Below are 23,358 nucleotides of genomic sequence, written 5' to 3'. Positions count from 1 at the left end.
TTTATAATAATTACTTGTGCGAAAAGCTAACAGCTAAAGGCCCATAGCTTCTCATTATTCCTCTCCTTCTACCACCAACAAACCATGCTCGTGTGCATGCTCACTGCAGGTATGCATCACTTCGAAACGGGGACGCGCGCGTTGGAAATTTCCCGGATTGGCACCCGGTGCGCGTTTGGCGGCCGCCATCTTAGCGATGATACGGTTCTTTTCTTCCTGGTTTTTCTGGCGAAGTTCTTTGTCCATATCACGACTAAAATAGATCGTGCCATCAACAATGGTGTATTGCGCTACGGCATAAATGCTGAGCGGGTTATCACTCCACAACACCACATCGGCATCTTTCCCGATCTTGATACTGCCTACCTTGTCATCTACATGAAGCATCTTGGCGGGATTGAGGGTAACCATTTTCAAGGCATCTTCCTCACCCATTCCTCCATACTTCACACTCTTGGCCGCTTCCTGATTAAGCCGGCGGGCCATTTCAGCATCGTCGGAGTTGATCGCCACGTTCAATCCTACTTTCTGCATGATGGTGGCATTGTAAGGAATAGCGTCGATTACTTCCATTTTGTATTCCCACCAGTCACTAAAGGTTGAAGCATTGGCCCCGTGTGCTTTCATCTTGTCCGCTACTTTATATCCTTCCAGGATGTGGGTAAATGTATTTACCGGGAATCCATACCGCTCGGCTACACGCATCGTGGCTGTGATCTCACTCTGTACATAGGAGTGACATGTGATGAAACGTTTCTTATTCATGATCTCCACCAGCGCATCGAGTTCCAGGTCACGACGCACCACGATCGGTGTGGCGCCTTTCTTTTTATTATTTGCTTCGGCTTCCTTCCATTGATTTTGGTAATCAGTCGCGCGTTGGAAGGCATCGGTCAGTACCTGCTCCACACCCATCCGGGTATCGGGGAAACGGGTGTTGCCCTGTGTAGCGGAAGAGCGTTTTACATTTTCTCCAAGGGCAAATTTGATAAATCCATCGGCGCCTTTGAATTTCAGGCCTTCCGCATTGGCACCCCAACGCAATTTGATCAACTGGGTCTGGCCCCCAATGGTATTGGCCGAACCATGCAGGATATGCGAGGAAGTTACGCCTCCACTTAATTGGCGATAGATATTTATATCATCCGGGTTCAGGTTATCACCGATCCGTACTTCGGAAGTAACGGATTGGCCACCCTCATTGATCGAAGCGGCTGCAATATGCGAATGCTCATCAATGATGCCGGCAGAAAGGTGCTTACCCGTTCCATCAATCACTTTTGCCGCGGGGTCGCTCAGGTTCTTTCCGATGGCCGCGATCTTTCCACCTTTCAACAGCACATCGGTATTACTCAGCACCCCTTCTTTTTCATTGGTCCAAACAGTAGCATTTTTAATAAGTATGGTCTCCTGGCCTGGAAGTTGTTCTTGTCCATAAGCGAGGAAGGGATAGGTTACCTTACCCACTTCCACCGGACGTGGCCCACGCGCACTGTCGGATTTGGCGACCAGGGGTGCCGTCATACTGGCTGTCCAGGTAAATGGTTTACCATCCGCATCTGTTCCTGACCCTGTCCAGTTTTGTGGATCATTGGCCACCCCGCTCATGATGGTCTCTTTGGCACGTGGCCCACGACCTTCCGTATAGCTGAGTTTGACCAATTTTCCATTGTAGGTATATTTTCCCGTCAGTGTATCCTGCGCAATAAAAGAAGCCGCGCCGCCCTCTTTCAATTCCAATTGAAAATTTTTCTGAACACTGCCTTTGGTGATGAATTGGTAGGTTCCTTTTACATCATACCAGCTATCATTCTTCACATCATAACGATGCCCCTGCACCCAGTTTTGATGTACCACCGTTTTTTCATTAAAAACAGGACCATTGGTGATAACGAAATTGGCCCATTTGCCAGCATCCAGACTTCCTACCTGATCATAAATTCCAAGGAGGGTGGCTGGATTTTTGGTCAACGCTTCCAAGGCTGCTTTCTCTGTCAGGCCATATTCAATGGCCTTGCGCAAATTGGCGGCAAACTCAGTGGTATTCGTCAGGTCTGAGGTGGTCAGGCAGAAATTTATACCCGCCTTTTCAAAAGCAGCGGCATTACCCGGAGCCAGTTCCCAGTGCTTGAGGTCATCCAACCCCACAAAGCGTACATCATTGGGGTCATCCACATCCATAGCGGCCGGATAGTTCAGGGGTAAAATAAAGGAAGCATTGGTGGCTCTCATTTCAGCGATCCGCTGGTATTCATTGCCCCCGGCTTTGAAAATGAATTTCACACCCCATTCGGTGCCGATATTATCCGCCCGAAGTACATTCCATTTATCATTGGCCTCAAAGATCTGAGGCAGGCTGAGTCCTTCGTTAAAGTATTGCAGGGACAGGTTCACTCCTTCTGCGGCTGGTTTTGATTTATACCATTGCGCGTCATAAAAAGTTTGACGCAACAAGGCGATGGTACCCATCATCGAAGAGGGATAAGACTGGGTGGAGGTTCCCCTGCTCAGGGAATAATGAGCCGTGGCACGAGGCTTGACCATGGTCAAATTCTCCTTTTCATCGGCCAGGGTCACAACCGCTCCGGTTCCTCTCGCGATCCCATCCATTTGATGGGTCAGCACGGTACCGAAACCAAGATCACGTAATTGTTTGGCTTTTGTCGCATCGGCGGCAAAGAGACGCCCGGCATCCACATCGGTCCGGAGTGCCTGGTTCCATCCATAAGCTCCCTTTTGATTGGAAGTGAGTTGGGCCGCTCCAAAAAAGTTAAACCCTGCCTGCGCCCGTTGGGGAGCCGGAAGGCCATAATTGGTATAAATATCAATGAAAGAGGGATAGATAAACTTCCCTTTGCAATCTACAACGATCGCACCGGCCGGAACAGCAATGCCGGTTCCTACCGCAACGATCCGCCCCTGTTTGATCACCAGCGTGGCATTCTGCAACGTGGTGGAGGCATCTTTAACAATAATGGCGTTGGTAAATGCATAAGCCTTGTCAGTTGGTTCGGCTACCCCGTTGACCGGGAAGGTGGTCTGAGCCCCGAGGAACATGGGGAACAGCAATAACCCCCAGACCAGGGCCCTGGACGAGCGTTTTCTCATAAACGATGGTTTTGTTTTACTTTAGTGTGTGAATAGCCCATTTGATGATAAAATGGACTATTACCTCCGACAAGGTACTTATTTATTTAAAAAAAAAGCCCTTATGGGAATCGCGTCCCGGATCGACCATACCATCTTAAAACCAACCACCACCATTGCCGAGGTGGAACAACTCTGCACCGAAGCCGTTACCTATGGATTTGCGGCCGTTTGTGTACCTCCCCCTTTTGTCAAAAGGTGTAAAGAAATATTGTCTCCCACACCCGTACAGGTGGCCACGGTCATTGGATTCCCTTTTGGATATTCAGCGATTGAGGCCAAAGTAGCGGAGACCGTGCTGGCCATTGTGGATGGGGCCGATGAGATCGATATGGTGATCAACCTGATCGCCCTGAAAGGGAAGGATTGGGATTACCTGAAAAGGGAGGTACTGCTCCTGCTCGAAGTGGTTCGCTCCAAGTCGAAAGTCCTCAAGGTCATTATCGAAAGTGGTATTCTCAGCCAGGAAGAGATCATTCGCTGCTGCGAGATCTATGGCGAAGCCGGGATCGACTACCTGAAAACCTCCACCGGATATGCCGAAAAAGGCGCCAGTGTGGAAGCCGTGCAACTTATGCGTACCCACCTCCCGTCTGGTATCAGGATAAAAGCCTCCGGAGGTATCCGGACCTTTGATTTTGCTCAACAATTGGTGGCCGCCGGTGCCGACCGATTGGGGTGCAGCGCTTCGGTAGCCATCGTTCAAAATGACCCGGGGTTAGTCACCGGAAATTATTGATCATTCATGGAATGATTTTTGCACAATTGAAAAACAAATGAAACCATTATTTGCCATCATCCTGATCTTCTCGCTGACCCATGCGACCGCACAAAATTCCCTGGATAAACCCCTGGATTCTGGTACGGTCATCGTACACAAAGATCCCCGTCTCGATATACTTATAAAAAAACAGATCCAGATCAATGAAGAGACCACCCGCGAAGCCCGAAAGAACATCAAAGGGTACAGACTTCTTGTGATCAATACCAATAACCGTGAAGAAGCCCTGGCCGCCAAGACCAAGGTCTATACCTACTTCCCTGAATTAAGACCCTATCTCATCTGGCAATCCCCCTTCTTTAAATTGAAAGTGGGCAATTTCCGTGACCGGAAGGATGCCGATGAATACCGTAAAAAAATGGCCGCCTATTTCCCGAAAGGGGTCTTTATCATCAATGACATCATTGAGGTCAAACTGGAAGATCCAGAATCTGACAATTGATAAGCAGCTAAAAGCTAAAAAATCCTGGTTAACTTTGCCCAATGTCTCTCCAGTCAAAGATCAAATCACTCGCCCAACAATATTCCCCTGAATTCATTGAGGTTCGCCATCACCTGCATGCGCATCCGGAGTTGAGCTATAAAGAATTTGAGACCTCTAAATTCGTTCAGCAAAAACTCAAAAGCTGGGGTATTCCTTTTACCATCATGGCGGAAACAGGGGTCGCAGGTTTGATCAAAGGCCGCAACCCGGAGAAGAAGACCGTGGCCCTTCGGGCCGACATGGATGCCCTCCCCATTCAGGAAGAAAACGACGTTCCCTATAAATCGGTTCATCCGGGTATCATGCATGCCTGCGGACACGATGTACATACCACCTGTTTACTTGGTGCAGCAAAAATTTTGGCCGAAACAAAGGACGAGTGGGAAGGAACAGTAAAACTGATCTTTCAGCCCGGTGAAGAAAAAAATCCTGGTGGAGCCAGCCTCCTGATCAAAGAAGGTGTATTGGAAAACCCCAAACCCGAAGCCATCTATGCCCTCCATGTACATCCGGGTATGGAAGCCGGGACCCTGAGTTTCAGGGCGGGTAAAGTAATGGCCAGTGCAGATGAACTTTACATTACCATAAAAGGAAAAGGCGGGCATGCCGCTTCTCCACACCTCACCGTCGATACCATTCATGTAGCCTCCCAATTGGTGGTGGCTTTGCAACAAGTGGTGAGCCGGAAAGCCAATCCTTTTCACCCCTCGGTACTGACCATCACGTCGTTTCAGGGTGGATACACCACCAATGTTATTCCCAGTGAAGTTAAATTAATGGGCACCTTTCGGGCCATGGAAGAAGAATGGCGGTTTCAGGCACATGAATGGATCCGCAAGATTTGCCAGGAACTGGTCACAAGCCTTGGTGCCGAAGTGGACCTGCATATCGATGTGGGTTATCCCAATGTGTACAATAACGAAGACCTGCATAAAAAAGCCATGGAGGCCGCCCGCCAATTCCAGGGCGCTGAAAAAGTAAGCGAGACCGAACTACGCATGGGTGCTGAAGATTTTGGCTACTATTCTCAACTCATACCCGGTTGCTTTTTCCGTTTAGGTGTTGGTAATGCAGCCAAAGGCATTTCAGCCGGTGTACATACGCCCGTTTTTAATATCGATGAAAGGGCCATTGAAACAGGCATGGGTATCATGGCCTGGATGGCTGTACAACCCTGATCCTTCTTATCCCCGTTCCTTTCTCCGGCTCAGGTCCCAAAGTGCCAGTCCTGTAAGCACCACAAATAACCCCATCGAATAATATTCATGTCGCAGGAAGAAACTGCTCCCCTCCGGTTTACCTTTCATAAAGGTGAGCAACGGAAAGGCATAAGGCATTTTATCAATATGCTCCCATTGCATCAGGATCAGGGATGTGATCAATAATCCCAAGCCGATACCGATCGGGGCTATGAAGTTGCGCAAACGAAGGCTTAGCCAGTATTGGATCGCCAGGATAGCCAGAATGGAAACATAGGTTTTCAAACTCATTTTCAGGACGGCTGTAAGGGCAAAGGGACGACTCAGAAACAAAAATTTACTGTTCAGCAGGTTTGTCATCAGGGCCGAAGCAATCATAAATACATTAAAAAGCAGGATACAGAAAATGATCATCGTATGAATGGAGATCATTTTAGAAAAGAATACATTACTGAGGGTTTGTGGCGAAGCAAAAACCTGTTTCCAGGTATTGTTCTTATACTCGATCTGCATCATCAGGCTACAGGTCAAGATAACAAACATGGGCAATAAAAAACCTGAAAGCGATTGCCATCCACGGTTAAAATGGACAAACCAGGGGTTTTCACCGAGGTCTTTGATAAATGGCTCTGGCTTAAACGTGTACATCAAAAAGAAAATAATCGGGATAAAAATGGAACCGATCAGGCTCAGCCAAAAGGCTGAACTGCGTTTTGTTTTGATGATGTCGGATTGTATGGAATGGATCAGCGTGCTCATGCGTTGTTGGAGGTAATGTCAAGAAATAGTTGTTCAAGGTTGCTGTGTTGCGGGTGAAGGGAATACACTTCGATCCCCTGTGTCACCAACTGACGGTTGACGGCTGCAGCCTGTTGTTTGTCCTGAATGGGCAGCAATAAATGGCCATCCGCAATGGTCACGGTATAATTTGGCTTAAGCAACTCGGCAGCGCGTGTATTATCACTTGTATCCACTTCAATGCCGGTGTTTTTACTCTTCATTTGCTGCAATTCGCCCATCGTTCCCTGAAACAGTAATTTACCCTTGTGGATGATTCCCACATGGGTGGCCATCTTTTCCACTTCACTCAGGATATGACTTGAGACCAGGATCGTGGTACCAAATTCTTTGTTCAGGTTTTTAATTAGCTCACGCACTTCAATGATCCCATTGGGGTCAAGGCCGTTGGTGGGTTCATCCAGCACCAGTAACTCAGGCTGGTGTAATAAGGCAATAGCAATGGACAAGCGTTGTTTCATCCCCAGTGAAAACTGACGGGCTTTCTTTTTTCCTGTATTCTCCAGGCCAACGATCTTTAACACTTCCGGGATACGTGACTTCTCGCATTGATGGACCACCCGGTACACTTCCAGGTTTTCCCGGGCCGTTAGATGCCCGTAAAGCGAAGGCTGTTCGATCAGCGAACCCAGTTTCCGGAGTATCTCGATCCGGTGTTCGGTGAAATTTTGTCCAAACAATTCGATCGTCCCTTGCTGATTGCGAAGCAAGCCCAGCAAAAGACGGAGCGTGGTGGTCTTTCCGGCACCATTGGGGCCAAGAAATCCGTAAATACTCCCCTTGGGGACCGAAAGATGCACCTCATCAAGTGTTCTTACCCCCGTTTGAAAAGAGAAATTGAGTTTCTCTGTTTTTATTATCACTGACATGGGACGAAAATAAGGGTATGTATGAAACATCACAATAAAAAATGATGGGTGGTATTATTTTGTAAATTGCATTTCTCCAACGCGATCAACATGCAGAATGAACTAAGAAAACAACAGGCGCTTGAGTACCACTCGAAAGGAAGACCCGGTAAGATCGAAGTGATCCCCACAAAAGAAGCCAAGACCCAGCGTGATCTTTCCCTGGCCTATAGCCCCGGGGTAGCCGAACCTTGTAAAGAAATAGCCGCCAATCCCGATGATGTATATAAATATACCGCCAAAGGAAACCTGGTGGCCGTTATCAGCAATGGGACAGCCGTTTTGGGTTTGGGCGATATTGGACCCGAAGCCGGGAAACCGGTGATGGAAGGGAAAGGGGTACTCTTCAAAATATTTGCTGACATTGATGTGTTTGACATCGAGATCAATGAAAAAGATCCTGAAAAGTTTGTCCAGATCGTTAAAGCCCTGGAACCCACTTTTGGTGGAGTAAACCTGGAAGACATCAAGGCGCCGGAATGTTTTTACATAGAAACTGAACTGAAAAAACAGCTGAAGATCCCGATCATGCACGATGACCAGCATGGAACGGCCATCATCAGTGCCGCTGCCTTGCTGAATGCCCTCGAAATACAGAAGAAAAAAATAGAAAAAGTGAAGTTTGTGGTCAATGGGGCGGGTGCAGCCGCTGTTTCCTGTATGCGTCTCTACCAATCCCTCGGGGCAAGAATTGAGAATTTCCTGGTCTTTGATTCAAAGGGACTGATCCATGAAAGCCGTACTGACCTGGATGATCTCAAAAAAGGATTGGCCGCCAAAGGAAAGAATATGACCCTGGCTGAATCCTTTAAAGATTGTGATGTATTCATCGGCCTGAGTAAAGGAAATGTGGTAACCCGGGAAATGGTCAAGGTAATGGCAAAGAACCCGATCGTATTTGCCATGGCCAACCCTGATCCCGAGATCACCTGGGAAGATGCCACGGAAACGCGAAAAGACCTGATCATGGCCACGGGGCGGAGTGATTATCCCAACCAGGTAAATAATGTATTGGGGTTCCCTTATATCTTCCGCGGGGCCCTGGATGTACGCGCCACCGCTATTAATGAAGCCATGAAACTGGCTGCCGTAAAAGCGCTCGCCGATCTTACCAAAACGCCTGTGCCTGATATTGTGAACATGGCGTATAATGAACAGAATATCAGTTTTGGGCCTGCTTATATCATTCCAAAACCCCTTGATCCCCGTTTGCTCTCTACCGTGGCTCCCGCGGTAGCCAAAGCCGCCATTGAAAGCGGAGTGGCCAAACATGTCATTCAGGATTGGGAAGCATACAGCAACGAACTCAATAAACGCCTGGGGCTCGATAACCAGGTGCTTCGTGTACTCGGTAACAAGGCCCGGAAAGATCCCAAACGAATTGTATTTGCCGAGGCAGACAATGTCAAGATCCTCAAAGCCGCCCAGATCATCTTTGATGAAGGAATCGGTTACCCCATCCTGTTAGGCGATGAATCCAAAATTCGCACCATCGCCGAAGCCAACAGCGTTGACCTGGAAGGTTTACCCATTCTGGATCCCCGCAGCGAGGATACCGAAGAAAAAAGAACGGAATATGCGGACCTGTTTTTCAAAAAAAGAGGGAGAAAAGGCTTCAACGCCTATGAGGCCAGAAAGATCATGCGCGACCGTAACTACTTTGGTTGTATGATGGTGGAATGTGGCGATGCGGATGCCATGATCTCCGGACTGACCCGGAACTATCCCGATACGATCAAACCTGCCCTGCAAGCCATCGGCACCGAGGACAGTACCCAGAAGATAGCAGGTATGTACCTCATGCTGACCAATAAAGGCCCGCTTTTCTTTGCCGACACAACGGTGAATTTCAACCCAACGGCCGAGGAATTGGCCGAGATCACCCTGCTGGTGGCCCGCGAAATTCGCAATTTCAATATCACCCCGCGGATCGCGATGCTGAGCTATTCCAATTTTGGAAGCAGCAATTCACCCGAAGCGCGGCTGGTAGCCAAAGCCCGGGAGATCGTCAAACAAAAAATGCCCTCCCTTATCGTGGATGGAGAAATGCAGGCCAGCGTCGCCTTTAATAAAGAGCTCATAAAAGACAATTACCCATTCTCCGAATTGGTCGACAAAGATGTTAATACCCTGATCTTCCCCAATTTGGCCTCGGGCAACGTGGCCTATAACCTGCTTAAGGAACTGGGAACAGCAGATGCTATTGGTCCCATCCTCCTGGGACTTAAAAAGCCTGTACATATCCTTCAATTGGGTAGTTCAGTGCGAAGCATCGTCAATATGGCCATCATTGCTGCGGTAGATGCACAAACCAAGACCAAGACCCTCACCCGCGAGATCGTAAAGACCTCCAAGTGGTGGAAAAGGTCGAGGGTGGTGAAGGAGTATGAGGAGTAGGGCGGGCGGAGGACTGATGACGGATGACGGATGACGGATGACGGATGTTGGAGGTTGGATGACTGATGATTGATGACAGATGACAGATGACGGATGTTGGATGTTGGATGTCGGATGTTGGAGGTTGGATGACTGATGACGGATGACGGATGACCGACTTTAATCCGAAATGTCATTTCAAATTGGAACTCTTTTAATTGGCAACAGTCTTCCGCCCTCCAACATCCAACATCCGACATCCGTCATCCGTCATCTGTCATCCGTCATCTGTCATCTGTCCTCTGTCATCCAACCTCCAACATCCAACCTCCAACATCCTCCATCCCTCCCCCATTTCCCCTATCTTTGACTCACCAATATGACCATTTTCACCGACATAGGCCGTTACCTATTAATGATCAAAGGCATGTTCTCACGCCCGGAGAACGCCAAGATGTACTGGAAGGAATTTATGCACCAGTGCTCCGAGATCGGGATCGGCTCCCTGGGTATCGTGATCATCATCTCTTTCTTCATGGGTGCGGTATCTACGGTTCAAACCGCCTATCAGTTGATCAGTCCGATCATTCCCAAGTCAACCATCGCCCAGATCGTACGCGATACCGTGATACTTGAATTTGCCCCTACCCTGGTATGTATTGTACTGGCCGGTGTGGTAGGCAGTAAGATCGCGAGTGAATTGGGGAATATGCGGGTGAGTGAACAGATCGACGCCCTGGAAATCATGGGGGTCAACACAAAAACCTATCTCATTTTACCCAAAGTATTGGGCGCCCTCGTGGTGATTCCGATGCTTGTGGTGATCGCCGCGGTTCTGGGAATCTGGGGAGGCCGGTTGGCCGGCTCTGCGGCCAATATCCTTTCCAACAGCACCTTTGACAAGGGTCTGCTGGATGGCTTTATGCCCTTCAATGTCATCTTTGCTCTGGCCAAAGCCTACACTTTTGCCTTTATTCTTTCCAGCATACCCGCTTACTTTGGATATTATGTAAAAGGAGGAGCCCTGGAGATCGGCAGGTCAAGTACCCGCGCGGTGGTGATCAGTTGTATACTCATCCTTTTTGCTGACTATGTACTCGCCGCCCTACTCTTGTAACCATGATCGAATTAAAGAACATAAAGAAGAGTTTTAACGACAAGGTCGTAATCGAAGATGTCAGCTCCGTGATGAAGGCAGGACAATGCAACCTTATCATTGGCACAAGCGGAAGTGGTAAGACCGTTTTGATGAAATGCATGGTCGGGCTTTTTGTCCCCGAACAGGGGGAGATCCTTTATCATGGACATGATTTTATTCAAATGAGCCGGGCTGAAAAGACCGAGATCCGGAAAGAGATCGGTATGCTTTTTCAGGGCTCTGCTTTATTTGATAGTTTAACCGTAGAAGAGAATGTCATGTTCCCGCTGAACATGTTCACCCGGGATTCTTTTTCCAAAAAGCTGGAACGGGTGAATGAGGTGCTGGATCGCGTGAACCTGAAAGATACCAATAAGAAATTTCCGGCCGAACTCAGTGGCGGGATGAAAAAAAGGGTGGGCATCGCCCGGGCCATTGTCCTCAATCCCAAATACCTTTTTGTGGATGAACCCAATTCCGGGTTGGATCCCCAAACCGCCATGGTGATCGATAAACTGATCCAGGAGATCACCAAAGAATACAATATCACCACCGTGGTGAATACGCATGATATGAACAGCGTAATGGAAACCGGTGACTATATCCTCTATATGTACCAGGGGCGTAAGGAATGGGAAGGCAGTAAACGCGAGATCATATTTAGTAAAAATCAGCGACTCAACGACTTCATATTCGCTTCGGAATTCCTTAAAGATGCCAAAGAAATGCGGATGCTGGAAGAAAGAGGAAAGATTTCGAATGACCGGAATATGGATGATCTGCTGAAGTGAATTATTAATTTCAATTACCCCATAATCAATAATTAATAATTTATCACCCATGAGAAAAATAGGGAACTATTCACTCCTTTTGATTCTCCTGATATTGACCAGCGCGCACGAGTTTTGGCTCCAACCGGAAAAATTCATTTATAAAAGAGGCGAATCCGTTAATATCCGGTTCTATGTGGGTGAGAACTTTGAAGGGGAGAACTGGAAAGGCAACAAAGAAAAGATCAATTCCCTCCAACTCTATTATGGTGGCGTGCAAGCCAATATCTCCGACCATATCACCGGGGCCAGTGGCGACTCCCTCCAATTAAATATCTACGACGAAGGAAATGCCTTAATCGCCTTTAACAGCACCAACTCTTTTATTGAACTGGAGCCCGCGAAATTCACCGAATATTTAAAGGAAGACGGGCTGGAAAATACCATTCGCTATCGCGCTGAGTATGGGGAGACCGACAGCATAGGTCGCGAATATTATCAGCGTTGTTCAAAAACACTGCTCCAGATCGGTTCTATCCAAAACAATGTGTTTAAGACCGCGACCGCACTCCCACTTAAGGCCGGAAATTTAAAAAATCCATGTCCGAAATTTAAAAAGTGCCTATTTTGAATCTCCGGCATAACGTCAAAAATAGCCGAAATTCAATCCCGAAACCAATATTTTAACCTTGCGGCCTCCAACAAAAAAAGCCTCCCCCGTAGACACGGGGCAGGCACTAAAACCAACTGCTTATGAGAAACGATTACTAACCCAGAGTACCACCTTTGGGTTACTGCAAAATCGCAGCTACTTTATGCCTCGTTTGTGGATACGTGGCCCTGAGTGTTCAGGAATATTTTTCTGACATTCGCCGGTTGCGCTATTTTCCAAGTTGGCCTTCTAATTGCATGAAGTCGATTCCTCAGTATCCTGGTTATATTGACCTCATTCCCTTGATTGCCTCCTAAAACATGGTAGGCTGTCCTGTCCTCTCCAACATACAGACCCACATGCCCCCCGGACTTACGCCGGAAAACTAACACATCTCCCAGCATGGCATCTTTAACGGGACGGCCAAAGTGTTGCCAGTTTAAAGCCCATAGAGGGTTTTTGGGCACTTCCTTTTCTCCCCGTTTGGCCACAATTGCCACAAATAGTCCACACCAAGGAATCTCATCGTTTGAGTACAGATTTTCCAATTCAAGTTCATCTGCCCATTCAAGTATTTCCGGTGAGTGTTTTTTTCCGGTTATCTCCTTTGTGCCTAATAACTTCAATGCCTCGATCAGCATTTTCGGGCCCGGCTCACTCGCCAGGTATTCGTACTGTTTGGGTAGTACCATCATTTACGATTAAAGGGGTTACAGAAATATCAAGGTAGAAATACGAATTGTCTTTGGTTTTGGGTCGATTTGTTTTTTCATCACAGAATGCCCAAATTGCAAGCCCTCCATAAAACAATATCTACTACACATTTTCTATCTCCCGATTGCTTACTTATTTTTTCGCAAAGACTATCTGGCGTTTCATTATAAGTTTTCGCTACTCTTACCAAATGCCTGTCTGGTTTTACGCAATCATGCCCTAGGTTTTTAGCCAAATGGTAGCAGGTTATATTGCCTATAAATGGGATTGTTTTTAGGTAATCAATTTTATTTTCCGCTAACACATATTCTTCAAAAAGCCTAGATTGATTTTCCTCTACATACTTTATTGCCTTAACCTTCCCATTGTGTTTGAAAACCTCTGAAATATCAACGCCGTCCTCCCATGCTTTTTTGATTCTTTCCCATATCTTTCTGGCAATTTGTTCCTTCATCCCGCTATTTAAAATAACCCAACAGGTTTCAAAAAAAAACTCGTATTGATTCGTGCATTCAGTCACATTTTCTTGCCATTTGATATCATGCTCATAGCCGTGTTCGATGACTTGGTTTTTGATGTTATTGTAATTTTCTAAATCCATTTGGGTTCATTTCGGTAAAATCAATCAAATAACATTTATTGCGTAAAGCACAATCAACCCAACCGGAACCACCGTCATAAAAACGACATACACCCACTTGGGTAACCAGAGCCAAATTTCATCTAGCAGGCTCTTTTCCTTACTTGTGTTCTTAGCCAAATAAAACCACTTCAAATAATCTGGTCGGATATTGTAGTCTCTTTTTTTAAGTGACCGTCTGCGAATGACATTGTAAATACCATTGAAAAGAGACATAAACACAGAACCCATCATTGCCCAGCTTAATAGAAATTGTTGCCATATAGGTAAGTCTAACCTCGATGAAAACACAATAAGCGAAGGAATAGACCAACCAACAACTATCCACCATTGGCCGACATGATTAACTGGTTTAAACCTTACCCACCTGTTAAAATTGTCAGCAAGTTTCCAGATCAGGACAACCAATAGCCATATCGTTGCAAAAGCAATCAACACCCTTCCTTCCAGATTTTTTTATACAGACGGAAAAGAAGGCTCAACATAATTCCGCACCACACGCCAGCAAAAAATATTTCATAATCAGGATTTCCCATATAGGTAAGCTGTTACTTTTCGAGATTCTGCCAAATAATGATACCGATGGTTGCCAGAAACAGGATCACGGCAAAAACAAATTGGCCGGTTTTGTGCAATGGTACATTTTCATCACTGCTTACCAGCTTGTCCACGCCGTTCACTTTTTCGTACCGTTCAGACCCAGATCGGCTTGCCCGATATCCGAAATAAAGGAAGATCAGACCACCGATAAAGGTGAGCGTTGGGATAATCCAAAGTCCTTCTGACCATACAGATGTGCCATCCGAAAATTTGCCGCAACCGGTAAACATCATTGAAAGCGGCACGATCCAATACATACTTTTCGTGGTGTACTGCTTGTTGAGTAACCGATATGTCAGATAGGCTCCCGCTGCTACATACGCAATCCAGAACATAAAATGGTGCAGGTTCAGCTTGTCAGCAGCAAAAGCGGCAAGGAAGCCGACAACAGCCCCCAATAACAGGCTTGACCATACGTCTCTAAACTCGGTCTTACTGTTTCGATTTTTAAGCCAGAGAAATAATAATACGATTCCGAAAAGCCAGAATCCGTAAAGAGGTAAGAAATTCCATGAAATTTGCATAGTTGTATTTTTAAATTAAAAAAACTGCTTCCGTATCCAGAGGATTGACAATCCGGCCACGATCAACCATATCCACCAAGGTATGTACCACTCCTTCTCTATGTGGAGTGTCTTTTCCTTTTTGGATAGCTCTACTTTCTTCTCAAGGTCCATAATCGTGCTGTCTTTCACCTTGATCACCTTGCGCACGCTATCGTACCGGCTGGCCAGGGTTGAATAATTCAGGTTGAGCGCTTTCAATCGCTGTCGGGTTTGGAGTAAAATCGTTCCATCTGGTCGGGTCTCAATTTTGGTCGTTGGCATGTAATCCAACGGGTCCACCAATGGACCGGTGTGGTGATCATTTGAGCCAGTTCCTTTTACCGTGTCACAGGGAGGACACTCTTCCTGGAAGACAGCTCCGAATTCAAGCCAGCTATTTAATACCTCCTTATGTACTGAATCAAGGCGATTTAAACTGTCCTTAATCCGGACTGACTGATCGCGGAAGTAACTAGTACTATCCACAGTTGACTTGTGAAGGTCTTTTGAAACCCGGCAACCGGTACAGCTCGCCGCGGCCATAGCAATGGAGGCAAGTAATATGATGATATCTTTTTTCATGGTTAGTCTTTAATTGCGTTATCGATGGCTTTCTTACCAGTGGTGCGGAACTTGAAAGCCAGGTACTGAACAAATGCACCGATACCAAATGATGAAGTCTTAAAGTATAGCTGAAGGTTTTCCTTCCAGGACCTAGTTTCAAGACTACGAAGGTCATCCTTGGTTATAGACAAGTCTATCCAATCAGACAATAAGAACATGATGGAAAAAATGCCTACAAACCCAATAATGTAGTACCCGACCTCGGCATTGATATATGTACTCAGCGCCTTGCCATACGGTATCGCCTTTTCTTTTTGGTAGTTATAAACCACAATGGCAGTCATCAGAGCTTGAGCCAAAATGAAAGCGATAATCACTTGAAAATAATGTTGGTTCATGACCTTCGTTTTTTGTTTTTACGATTACGATAAAATTGGAATCCTATGGTGACCAATGCGGATATTATAGTTGCGATGCTAGCCCAATCTTGCAAAGTCGTTTTACTAAGCCAATAGAAAAATCCCGTAAATGCCAAACTGACCCAACCGCCTGTCGCTTGAATCTGTGCGTCGCTCATAGATATTATTGAGTTTTAATTTTAAATTTTCTCTTAATCCTTATGCCCGGTGATGGACCGGAAGGTTCACCTCCACCGCCTGATACAACGCCGGACGGGTTTAAGAGTGTAGGGTTATAATTTGTATTTTTTTGCCATACCGGCAAGCTGAATGAGGCCTCTATATTGCCTTGCTGAGTCGATCCGGGTGCGGCAGACAATAGTATATAGTCGGTAGGAAACACACCATCCTTATTGGGCAACCAAAATGTATTACTGTCCACCTTGGCAGGGTCGGCCAAACTATTGTAATCAGTCAATTCTACTGTCCTTGTATTGTAAGGATCAAGGAAATAATTCTTCCGGAAAAATGCGCGTTGCGATTTGTTAGCCTCATAGTCAATGCGGCTACCTGATAAATAAACCACCGATGGAAAAGGATCATCTACTCGGAGATAAGAACAATTCAGGTAATAATTCTCCTCGAAGATCAGTGTGTCGTGGCCGTTGGTGAAGTGTGCCTGCTGACCTGCGCTATCAATTATATTCTTCCAAATTCGGCCAGATGATCCTGTACCAACATTGATACCAGACCCTTGACCGTTCATGTTACCTCCCCCGGTAACCTTCACATAATTATGGAAGACTTGCAGATTATTGGCCCCGGAGAATTGCATCCCATCATTGCCAGTATTATGGAAATAATTGTTGTAGGCATACACCGAATCCATACGGGCAAATGGAGCGATGCCGGTCGGGTTGTTTGCTTTATTCCATGCCTCTGTTAGCGAAGGCCCCGCGTATATGCCTTCGTTGACGGTCGAATCAACCTCATTATCATGCAGGTAAATTCTATTTATATAGTGAGCGGGAAACCTTCGCAGGGCATTGGTATAGTCATATCCAGCCAGCACAAACCCGGATTGAAAGCCTCTGGTCACCTTGCAATACTTCCACTCCATGCCTTCCACGAAATACCCTACAAACTGACGCGACTCAATACTATCCACAATGACATTTTCCACCTTGTTATAGGTCGATCCTTCACCGTTGTTAGCAAGTGCCAGGCTTCGCAGCTTTGCACGGCCATTGATTGACCGGATCACCACGGGTTGCGTTCTGCATCCCCCGAAGTTGCCCCAACTGATCGCGTTGGTCTCGATGTCGTTGAAGAATGTAGCATCCAACTGTATTGTGTCGCCCGGCTGAATATTGAGGGTAGTTCCAGCCGTGAAAGGTCGGTATAGGTTCGTACTATTGCTGATCGTGATCTTCTTTGGCGAAGGATTGAAAGCGCAATTCTCAATTACCACCTGAACAGTATCCCGATCTGTGCCGCCTGCGCTGTCTACTATTCGAAGTTCAAACTGGTAGGTGCCTACGGTAAGGTTACGAACAAACCAAACGCTGTCTGCATTGGTCGGAGCGTCTGTATATTTTTCGTTTTGAAACCGACGAAATACTGGGGTATTCGGCCCAGAGATCAGACTCCAGTTCCACTGAACAATCGGACCGCCGTCCGCCGATCGCTGACTGAATGACGGCCAGCCGCCGTATAATGCCACATATCCTTTTGGAAATTTATGGGTTTGATCGGGTCCAGCGTTAGCTGTAGGAGGAGTGGTCGATGGTCCTGCTGGCACCCAAGTGGTTCCTGTGCTGTCGGTTTGATTTGTGTATGAAGCAAGAAACTCGTAAAAATTTTTATTCCCGATACCGCTATATCTTTGGGCTGTGTCGAATGTTTGTATGAAATTGTTATGGCCCCAAGCGGCCACCTCGTGCGTGAAGATTTTACCTGGTAAATAGTTGTCCAGGCTATCAGCAATCCTTTGGGAAAAAACCTTATAGGCCCCGTCTGCCGATTGCCCTCCCCATACAAACGCAATAGCAGGTCTCCACTTATCGTACCGTTTCGCCGAATCAAAACTCATTGATGCGTTATGGGGTGACCGCATGAATATAGCAGCAACGAATTTGTTGTAGTCGGTATATGTAGCCGCTGTTGAGTAACCTCCAATCATGCCTAACGCATTTCCACCGCCTGAAAGTCCGCTAAGATATATCCTTGTGCTATCAATTGGATAGTTTGTGAGCATCGACTTAATGATGTTTGGCAAATGGTTTGGTTCTGTCGATAAAGTGGTCGGCGGTGATTGTGGGAAAAGTACAAAGGCTTCAGTGCTATAACTCCCATACTTCAATATCGGTTTTTGCCCTTTGGCATTGATATTGTTTGGAAGACCAACGGTCAATAAAATAGTAAGGTTATTGCTAGCTTCCCCGGCACCGTGAAGGTCAATAATTAGAGGCCATCGCTTTCCAACGGTTGGGTAATCGGTAGGCTTATAAAGTAATGCATCGCCCGGAGCGTTTCCCCCATTATTTGGAGACTTGTTCACTGTGATCGAATCGAATACGCCATACTGCGCGCTCCCTACTAAGGGCAAAAGCAGAACACAAAGCGAATAGCAGATTATATTTAAAAGTCGTTTCATCACCATTTTCTTATTTTGGCCATACAAATCAGCGCGATTTCAGACGAGCCGTTTGCTCCAGAAGAGGCACTATTCATCCAAATAAAAATATCATTTGTCGTTGCATTAGGCTCAACGGTAAACACAACTTTGTGTGAAGCCGGAAGAGTTGTATTTGTTACACCAGGTGCCCCACCATCAAGTTGCAATGCTGCTGGCGATGTAGCCCCTACAACCCTATATTCCATATTTCTTGCGTCAAACCCAAACTGTCCTTGCGATCCAGTTAGTGTGATTTCGTAAGTCCCAGATGGAAGATTGTAGAGCCTGAATTGAGGTTTAGCAGCATCGTATCTTGCAGGCTGTGTTGTGCCATGCGTGAACATTATAGACTCATAAGATGCAGTGCTTGCTCCAACTATTACACTTCCATTAATAGTCCCGTCTACATTATTGTTTGCAGACCCGCAACATCCGCTAAAGTCTCTCCAGTTTGCAGTATCAATAGTTGTTAAATTCCAGTTAGTTGATACATTATTGGTGTCCTTTAGGTTTGTAAGAGTAACTACTGCCGCTCTTGGCTGACCTGCAAAAGTGTTCCAAGTACCTCCAGACAACCCAGAACTCGTACCACTTGCCCTGAAATCAATTTTAACTGTTACTGTATCGCTAGTAGTAGTAAACGTATTACTGGCCACGCTTGAATAGTAAAAGCTCTCTCCGTCATCACTGCATCGACTTACTACATCGGCCCTATATTGAGTCCCGGCAGTTAGGCCGGTCACAGCTTGAGAAGTTGCTGAAACACCAACGAATCCAGTGACCAGTGAATTATCACTGGTTTTAAATATGTCAACATTGTACCCATAACCTGGAGCCGGAGAAGCTGCGGTCCAATTGACCGTTGCTCCTGTACCCGATACCGAGCTGAATGTGACGTTGGATGGAGCAGCACAGGATACTACTTTCTTTTTAGTAAACGCGGTCGTTGATCCTGTTTGTGCGTGACAAAGAGAAGAAGTAAGAATAAGGGCTGACGCAATTAACTTTCTCATTTTTAGAACGATGTTGTTAACCAATACTGAGGGCTTCCCCCGTTGATACTAAAGTCAAGAGACATATTTGATTTTCCTGTCGGAATGGTAACCGAAGCCCCGGAAGCATAAACCCCGGAACTGTTCTTGACAAAACAATTTGATGGCAACGTAAGCGTAATTGTGCCTCCGCTTGTATTGTCAAAAAAGAATAGACACTGATAACCATCGCCAAATGTACCGAGACCGGAAAATGCCAATGTTCTCCCTCCAGTGCCTGTCAATGTCCAATATTCTTTAAATCCGTCCGTGTAATTGTGAGTGACTGTTCCAGTAGGGTTACCTCTTGCAGTAGTGTAAAAAAGATTCTTCCAATCCTGTGCAGTTATAGTACCGGATTGTCCTGGGCCAGATTGTTGCAATTGATTTGTCAACGAGGCCGCAGAGATCGGAACCGGAGGGGCAGATGATCCACTAAAATTAGCTAACACATTTCCAGTAGCAACGTTTGACAAACTGACATCATATCGATTAGAAGTATCAGTTCCGACATAAGTTACAGTCACTCCATTTGACCCGGTAATAGTGTCGCTTTTTATCGTTATATCTTGACCTGACGCAGATGCTCCTGGGCGATATTTTGTGTCTATAAAAACATTGCCAAACTCGCTATCGTTGCTGTATCCTTGCCACTGCGTTCCGTCCCAATGAAACAACTTTTGAAGGTCAGTGTCCCAAACCCACACTTTGGAGGTTGACCCTGGAGCCATTGCAAGCCTTTGCGCCGTTGTCATTTCAGTAAATGGTCTTGTTCCTTTAGTAGTGCTGTGAACTGAAAATGCGCTTTTTGTATCTGGTGTAAGTGAGCCTATCCGCACGTCATTCCCGTCATCATATAGTTGCGAGTTGGTCGCAACTGCGGCAGAACTACCTTTTAGTATATATCCGGGTGATAAAGTCCCAGAAAGTTTAGCTGCCAAATTTGCAACAAGGTTTGTAACCGCAGATTGAGGAATATTTGTAAAGGTGTTATTTGCTCCATCCATTGATTTGTTGGAAAGAGTTTCCGTAACCGTGTTGTAATCGCCAGCCTGTGGAGTAACTGCGCCTGTTCTGCCATTAAATGAAGTAACACCGCCTCCTCCGGGCGCACCTGAACCGTACCAATATGTGCTGCGCTCCATATTACCATTTGCGTCCATTACTATAGGCTTGTAAGAACCTGTATCTGTGATGCTGGTAAACGTGCGGAATCGGACCGCCCCTAGGAAATCATGCTTTCTTGTGGGAGTGATATGATTATTACCATACCCGATATTTATTGCGTTGTCAATATAATACTGCGGCACCGCATTGTACATTAAAGTAAGCGGGGCACCGTTGGTATTGAAGTATGTCAGGTATGGATTGAGTGGCGAGGATGCGTTGGCTATACCGATACCAGCCTGACTTAATCCTCCGCTCGTTTCGAAGGTTATGCCTGAATAGCCTGTCGAATTTGTGTTTCTGATAACCATCGTCTCTGTAAATCCAGCCAGACTTTTGTTCAATCGAAATGTCTTTACAGGATCATCTTTAAATGTGACTGGGTAGTGAATTTTCCCGCTGGTCATTATTGAATTATAAACCAGCAAATTGCCGTATGCGTTCAGATGTATCCCGTCCGCGTTATAGCAATTCGGACTATTTTCTGTGACCGAATAAGTTTCACTGATGTAGTTGTTTGGGTAGGTAACTTTAAAAAAGCTATCCAAATAAAACTGGTCTGCATCGTAGAGGGCAGCGGGGTTTTCCTTCATTAGAAAGAATTGGTATTTAATCCCGTACTTGTCCAGTGTGTCAGTGATTTTATCAATGTTCGCATAGGTGGTGGCTCTGGCAACGGAGTAACGAGAATCATTTGACCCAATACAAATTAAAACCTGTTCAGGTGCCGCGGCCACGATCTCGGAATTGACCACATTCACCAACTCAGCTGTTTTTTCACCTCCCTTACCAAACATTGCCACGTCATCCAGCCCAGCAGAAAATAAAGAGGCAAGGCTTTCAGCATTATTCATTCCGTAAAACGTGGTCTTGCTATCACCGACAATGGCGATCCTGTTCATGTATGGCTCTAGGACGCTGAAAGAAAAGTGGTAAATACTGTCAATCCCTCCAGTGGCCATAATACCAGGGCGGAAGCTGTTTGCCATGCTCTCATTACTGCCATATAAATATTGACTGTACACTTCCGAAGTGTTGGTAGTAACATTCAAGGCCCTGACAGAAAGAATATATCCGTTCCTGATAAGGGTAAGCTCTATGCTATCGCCGACACTGAACACAAGGCTCGATCCGGTTACCCTGGTATTCTCCAAACTGGCACCGTCTAGTATTCGTATCGTTCCATCAAGGGAGGTATTTTGCCCAATAAGTCCTGCGAGGTTAATCGGGAAGGTTGTGTTTTGACTAAAGCAACCAGCAGCCAGGTACCCGGAGGACCCGTTTTTCACCCCCGGCTTAAATCCTACTTTCATCTGCCATCGATCAGCCGCAGAGTATGTATTAGTTAAGTAAATGCCTGATGACGCTGAACCTGTCGAACTCGACAATACGATTTTCCCATTTGATACAGCGGCGGTGATACCACTCGCTGTGAAACTGGAAAGGTCGCCAGATATAAACCCGGTCTTATTGTACCTGTCTCCTAATGCTTTCCCACGGAATTGACTTGCCACATACCGATTTTTATTCGTGTAGTTGCTGTCAGTAAATGTTTTCTTGGCATATAGTTGAAAAGTATCCACCAATCCAACAATTGTGGATTGCGGTTGTATGCCAGTGTGCGTTCCCCTATCACGTGCGGCTGCTAGAATGCTATCCCTTAAGGCGATATTAAGCGCAAATACATTACCAGTTAAAACCAGCCCATACCCATTGATGTATGATGCTCCAGCACCTCCTGTATTAACATTCATCCATCTTGTCCGTACCCGGTAATAAACAGAGCTGTCTACTTTCGAGTAAACAATCATTCCGGGTTTCGGGTAAAGGATGACAGAAGTATCCTGCACTCGTGGGAGAATCATCGCTTTAGTCGTTGATGTATCTCCAACCTCAAACCATGCACTGGTTGCATTGCCTTTTTTGTCCGTGTTTCCTACAGATAAGTATTTTTCAAAGCTGTAGGCTGGAATTGGGTTGTGTACCGGCTTAATAGTATCCTCCTGGGCCATTGCAGCCAGGCATAAAAAAGAGGCTATAATCAGACTTAATAGACGTTTCATGCTATAATGGTTTGTATAAGAATGCAATTCGTTCCCCAGCTCCCAGGGGTTGTCCAAAATCAACTGACCCAGCAGCTCGATCATGTATTGCCGTCCTGTTGTCAGGATCGGGATCAAAGTCAGTATCCGGGAAGACCCTCCAGAAAAAGTCAGAACGGTCGCACCAAATAATGTTTACGTTGGTCAGAGTGGCATGTGTAATTACTCCACCTTCGAGACCGGTTGCCTGGTAATCAAATGGGTTCACTTCAGTACTGTTTATGTCAATATTTTGATCATTGATTGTGAGTGTTCCGCTTCCTTGCAGGGTGGTAAGAAATTTCCCGATGTTTCCCACCTCAAAATCCATCTCCGTTGGCGATGGAAAAACGTGACCGTAAATGAATGCAGTAACAGCATTATCATCCACCAATACCAATTTCATATCCAACCCAAACTGTCTCACCTGCTCCCGGATCAGGTCGAGGCTGGTCAATCGGTCGTCAACCTCATCCTGGAGAATAGTAACTCCTGACATTTCCACTGACCAGTCACTTACTCCACTTGGCCACTTGGTTTGGTAAAGGCCACTTGATGGGGTGCTGGTCGGATCAAGGGGCGTTTCTACAAAGAGCTTCACACGGTCCACACAGGCAACAAGTTTAAATTCGCCGCCATATTTGAGCCTCATTATTGCATTCTTTCCTTGTACTACTGCCAGTGCCAC

General features: G+C 46.2%; 19 protein-coding genes. 7 read left to right on the top strand and 12 right to left on the bottom strand.

What is annotated here, in order from left to right; translation table 11 throughout:
* Nucleotides 1-54 precede the first annotated feature (54 nt).
* On the bottom strand, nt 55-3,108 hold the full coding sequence (locus tag J0M30_14930) for an amidohydrolase family protein (GenBank protein MBN8668790.1): 3,054 nt from the start codon (nt 3,106-3,108) through the stop codon (nt 55-57).
* Between the two features lie 103 nt (nt 3,109-3,211).
* Here J0M30_14930 and deoC point away from each other — a divergent pair, with 103 nt between their 5' ends.
* The 3 genes from deoC (at nt 3,212) to J0M30_14915 (ending at nt 5,590) form a co-directional block, all read left to right on the top strand.
* Nucleotides 3,212-3,886, top strand: coding sequence for a deoxyribose-phosphate aldolase (gene deoC / locus J0M30_14925; protein ID MBN8668789.1), 675 nt, complete (start codon nt 3,212-3,214; stop codon nt 3,884-3,886).
* A gap of 61 nt (nt 3,887-3,947) precedes the next feature.
* Nucleotides 3,948-4,370, top strand: coding sequence for an SPOR domain-containing protein (locus J0M30_14920; protein MBN8668788.1), 423 nt, complete (start codon nt 3,948-3,950; stop codon nt 4,368-4,370).
* A 41-nt stretch (nt 4,371-4,411) separates the two neighbouring features.
* The gene (locus J0M30_14915; protein ID MBN8668787.1) at nt 4,412-5,590 is read left to right on the top strand and encodes an amidohydrolase; all 1,179 of its coding nucleotides are present in this window, start codon (nt 4,412-4,414) and stop codon (nt 5,588-5,590) included.
* A gap of 6 nt (nt 5,591-5,596) precedes the next feature.
* On the opposite strand, the gene J0M30_14910 is transcribed toward J0M30_14915, so the two are convergent.
* Both J0M30_14910 and J0M30_14905 read right to left on the bottom strand, forming a co-directional pair.
* Nucleotides 5,597-6,370, bottom strand: coding sequence for an ABC transporter permease (locus J0M30_14910; protein MBN8668786.1), 774 nt, complete (start codon nt 6,368-6,370; stop codon nt 5,597-5,599).
* Complete coding sequence (locus J0M30_14905) at nt 6,367-7,278, bottom strand: ABC transporter ATP-binding protein (GenBank protein ID MBN8668785.1); 912 nt, start codon at nt 7,276-7,278, stop codon at nt 6,367-6,369. The genes J0M30_14910 and J0M30_14905 overlap by 4 nt, the downstream gene beginning before the upstream one ends.
* A 90-nt stretch (nt 7,279-7,368) precedes the next feature.
* On the opposite strand from J0M30_14905, the gene J0M30_14900 reads away from it, so the two are divergent.
* From J0M30_14900 to J0M30_14885, 4 genes are all read left to right on the top strand, one after another.
* A complete protein-coding gene (locus tag J0M30_14900) occupies nt 7,369-9,714 on the top strand; it encodes an NADP-dependent malic enzyme (GenBank protein ID MBN8668784.1) in 2,346 nt (781 codons plus the stop codon).
* 358 nt (nt 9,715-10,072) lie between these two features.
* Entirely contained in the window at nt 10,073-10,810 is a 738-nt protein-coding gene (locus J0M30_14895) for an ABC transporter permease (protein ID MBN8668783.1), read from the top strand.
* A gap of 2 nt (nt 10,811-10,812) precedes the next feature.
* Complete coding sequence (locus tag J0M30_14890; GenBank protein ID MBN8668782.1) at nt 10,813-11,622, top strand: ATP-binding cassette domain-containing protein; 810 nt, start codon at nt 10,813-10,815, stop codon at nt 11,620-11,622.
* 49 nt (nt 11,623-11,671) lie between these two features.
* Entirely contained in the window at nt 11,672-12,232 is a 561-nt protein-coding gene (locus J0M30_14885) for a DUF4198 domain-containing protein (GenBank protein ID MBN8668781.1), read from the top strand.
* A gap of 182 nt (nt 12,233-12,414) precedes the next feature.
* Here the strand turns inward: J0M30_14885 and J0M30_14880 are convergent, their stop codons facing one another.
* The 9 genes from J0M30_14880 to J0M30_14840 form a co-directional block, all read right to left on the bottom strand.
* Nucleotides 12,415-12,948: a TIGR02594 family protein gene (locus tag J0M30_14880; GenBank protein ID MBN8668780.1), complete on the bottom strand. Its 534-nt coding sequence runs from the start codon at nt 12,946-12,948 to the stop codon at nt 12,415-12,417.
* Nucleotides 12,949-13,025: 77 nt separating this feature from the next.
* Nucleotides 13,026-13,568: a hypothetical protein gene (locus tag J0M30_14875; GenBank protein ID MBN8668779.1), complete on the bottom strand. Its 543-nt coding sequence runs from the start codon at nt 13,566-13,568 to the stop codon at nt 13,026-13,028.
* A 587-nt stretch (nt 13,569-14,155) separates the two neighbouring features.
* Complete coding sequence (locus J0M30_14870; GenBank protein ID MBN8668778.1) at nt 14,156-14,731, bottom strand: hypothetical protein; 576 nt, start codon at nt 14,729-14,731, stop codon at nt 14,156-14,158.
* A gap of 15 nt (nt 14,732-14,746) precedes the next feature.
* The gene (locus J0M30_14865; protein ID MBN8668777.1) at nt 14,747-15,334 is read right to left on the bottom strand and encodes a hypothetical protein; all 588 of its coding nucleotides are present in this window, start codon (nt 15,332-15,334) and stop codon (nt 14,747-14,749) included.
* 2 nt (nt 15,335-15,336) lie between these two features.
* Nucleotides 15,337-15,675: a hypothetical protein gene (locus J0M30_14860; protein MBN8668776.1), complete on the bottom strand. Its 339-nt coding sequence runs from the start codon at nt 15,673-15,675 to the stop codon at nt 15,337-15,339.
* 223 nt (nt 15,676-15,898) lie between these two features.
* Nucleotides 15,899-18,370, bottom strand: a complete 2,472-nt coding sequence (locus J0M30_14855; protein MBN8668775.1) for a hypothetical protein — start codon at nt 18,368-18,370, stop codon at nt 15,899-15,901.
* The gene (locus tag J0M30_14850; GenBank protein MBN8668774.1) at nt 18,370-19,404 is read right to left on the bottom strand and encodes a fibronectin type III domain-containing protein; all 1,035 of its coding nucleotides are present in this window, start codon (nt 19,402-19,404) and stop codon (nt 18,370-18,372) included. Before J0M30_14850 ends, J0M30_14855 begins: the two co-directional genes overlap by 1 nt.
* A gap of 2 nt (nt 19,405-19,406) precedes the next feature.
* Nucleotides 19,407-22,652 carry a hypothetical protein gene (locus J0M30_14845; protein MBN8668773.1) on the bottom strand — a complete coding sequence of 1,082 codons (3,246 nt, stop codon included), beginning with the start codon at nt 22,650-22,652 and terminating at the stop codon, nt 19,407-19,409.
* A gap of 1 nt (nt 22,653) precedes the next feature.
* A complete protein-coding gene (locus J0M30_14840) occupies nt 22,654-23,358 on the bottom strand; it encodes a hypothetical protein (GenBank protein ID MBN8668772.1) in 705 nt (234 codons plus the stop codon).

It is taken from the genome of Chitinophagales bacterium (assembly GCA_017303415.1).
GTDB lineage: Bacteria > Bacteroidota > Bacteroidia > Chitinophagales > Chitinophagaceae > SpSt-398.
The sequence above is the reverse complement of the archived record's forward strand: the minus strand, read 5'-3'. Positions and strand labels throughout refer to the sequence as shown.

Excerpts from the sequence above, each read along its gene's own strand:
- J0M30_14870 (MBN8668778.1), bottom strand. The coding sequence starts at position 14,731 with ATGCAAATTTCATGGAATTTCTTACCTCTTTACGGATTCTGGCTTTTC.
- J0M30_14930 (MBN8668790.1), bottom strand. The coding sequence starts at position 3,108 with ATGAGAAAACGCTCGTCCAGGGCCCTGGTCTGGGGGTTATTGCTGTTC.
- J0M30_14845 (MBN8668773.1), bottom strand. The coding sequence starts at position 22,652 with ATGAAACGTCTATTAAGTCTGATTATAGCCTCTTTTTTATGCCTGGCT.
- J0M30_14875 (MBN8668779.1), bottom strand. The coding sequence starts at position 13,568 with ATGGATTTAGAAAATTACAATAACATCAAAAACCAAGTCATCGAACAC.
- J0M30_14910 (MBN8668786.1), bottom strand. The coding sequence starts at position 6,370 with ATGAGCACGCTGATCCATTCCATACAATCCGACATCATCAAAACAAAA.
- deoC (MBN8668789.1), top strand. The coding sequence starts at position 3,212 with ATGGGAATCGCGTCCCGGATCGACCATACCATCTTAAAACCAACCACC.
- J0M30_14895 (MBN8668783.1), top strand. The coding sequence starts at position 10,073 with ATGACCATTTTCACCGACATAGGCCGTTACCTATTAATGATCAAAGGC.
- J0M30_14905 (MBN8668785.1), bottom strand. The coding sequence starts at position 7,278 with ATGTCAGTGATAATAAAAACAGAGAAACTCAATTTCTCTTTTCAAACG.
- J0M30_14850 (MBN8668774.1), bottom strand. The coding sequence starts at position 19,404 with ATGAGAAAGTTAATTGCGTCAGCCCTTATTCTTACTTCTTCTCTTTGT.
- J0M30_14900 (MBN8668784.1), top strand. The coding sequence starts at position 7,369 with ATGCAGAATGAACTAAGAAAACAACAGGCGCTTGAGTACCACTCGAAA.
- J0M30_14915 (MBN8668787.1), top strand. The coding sequence starts at position 4,412 with ATGTCTCTCCAGTCAAAGATCAAATCACTCGCCCAACAATATTCCCCT.
- J0M30_14880 (MBN8668780.1), bottom strand. The coding sequence starts at position 12,948 with ATGATGGTACTACCCAAACAGTACGAATACCTGGCGAGTGAGCCGGGC.
- J0M30_14885 (MBN8668781.1), top strand. The coding sequence starts at position 11,672 with ATGAGAAAAATAGGGAACTATTCACTCCTTTTGATTCTCCTGATATTG.
- J0M30_14865 (MBN8668777.1), bottom strand. The coding sequence starts at position 15,334 with ATGAAAAAAGATATCATCATATTACTTGCCTCCATTGCTATGGCCGCG.
- J0M30_14890 (MBN8668782.1), top strand. The coding sequence starts at position 10,813 with ATGATCGAATTAAAGAACATAAAGAAGAGTTTTAACGACAAGGTCGTA.
- J0M30_14855 (MBN8668775.1), bottom strand. The coding sequence starts at position 18,370 with ATGAAACGACTTTTAAATATAATCTGCTATTCGCTTTGTGTTCTGCTT.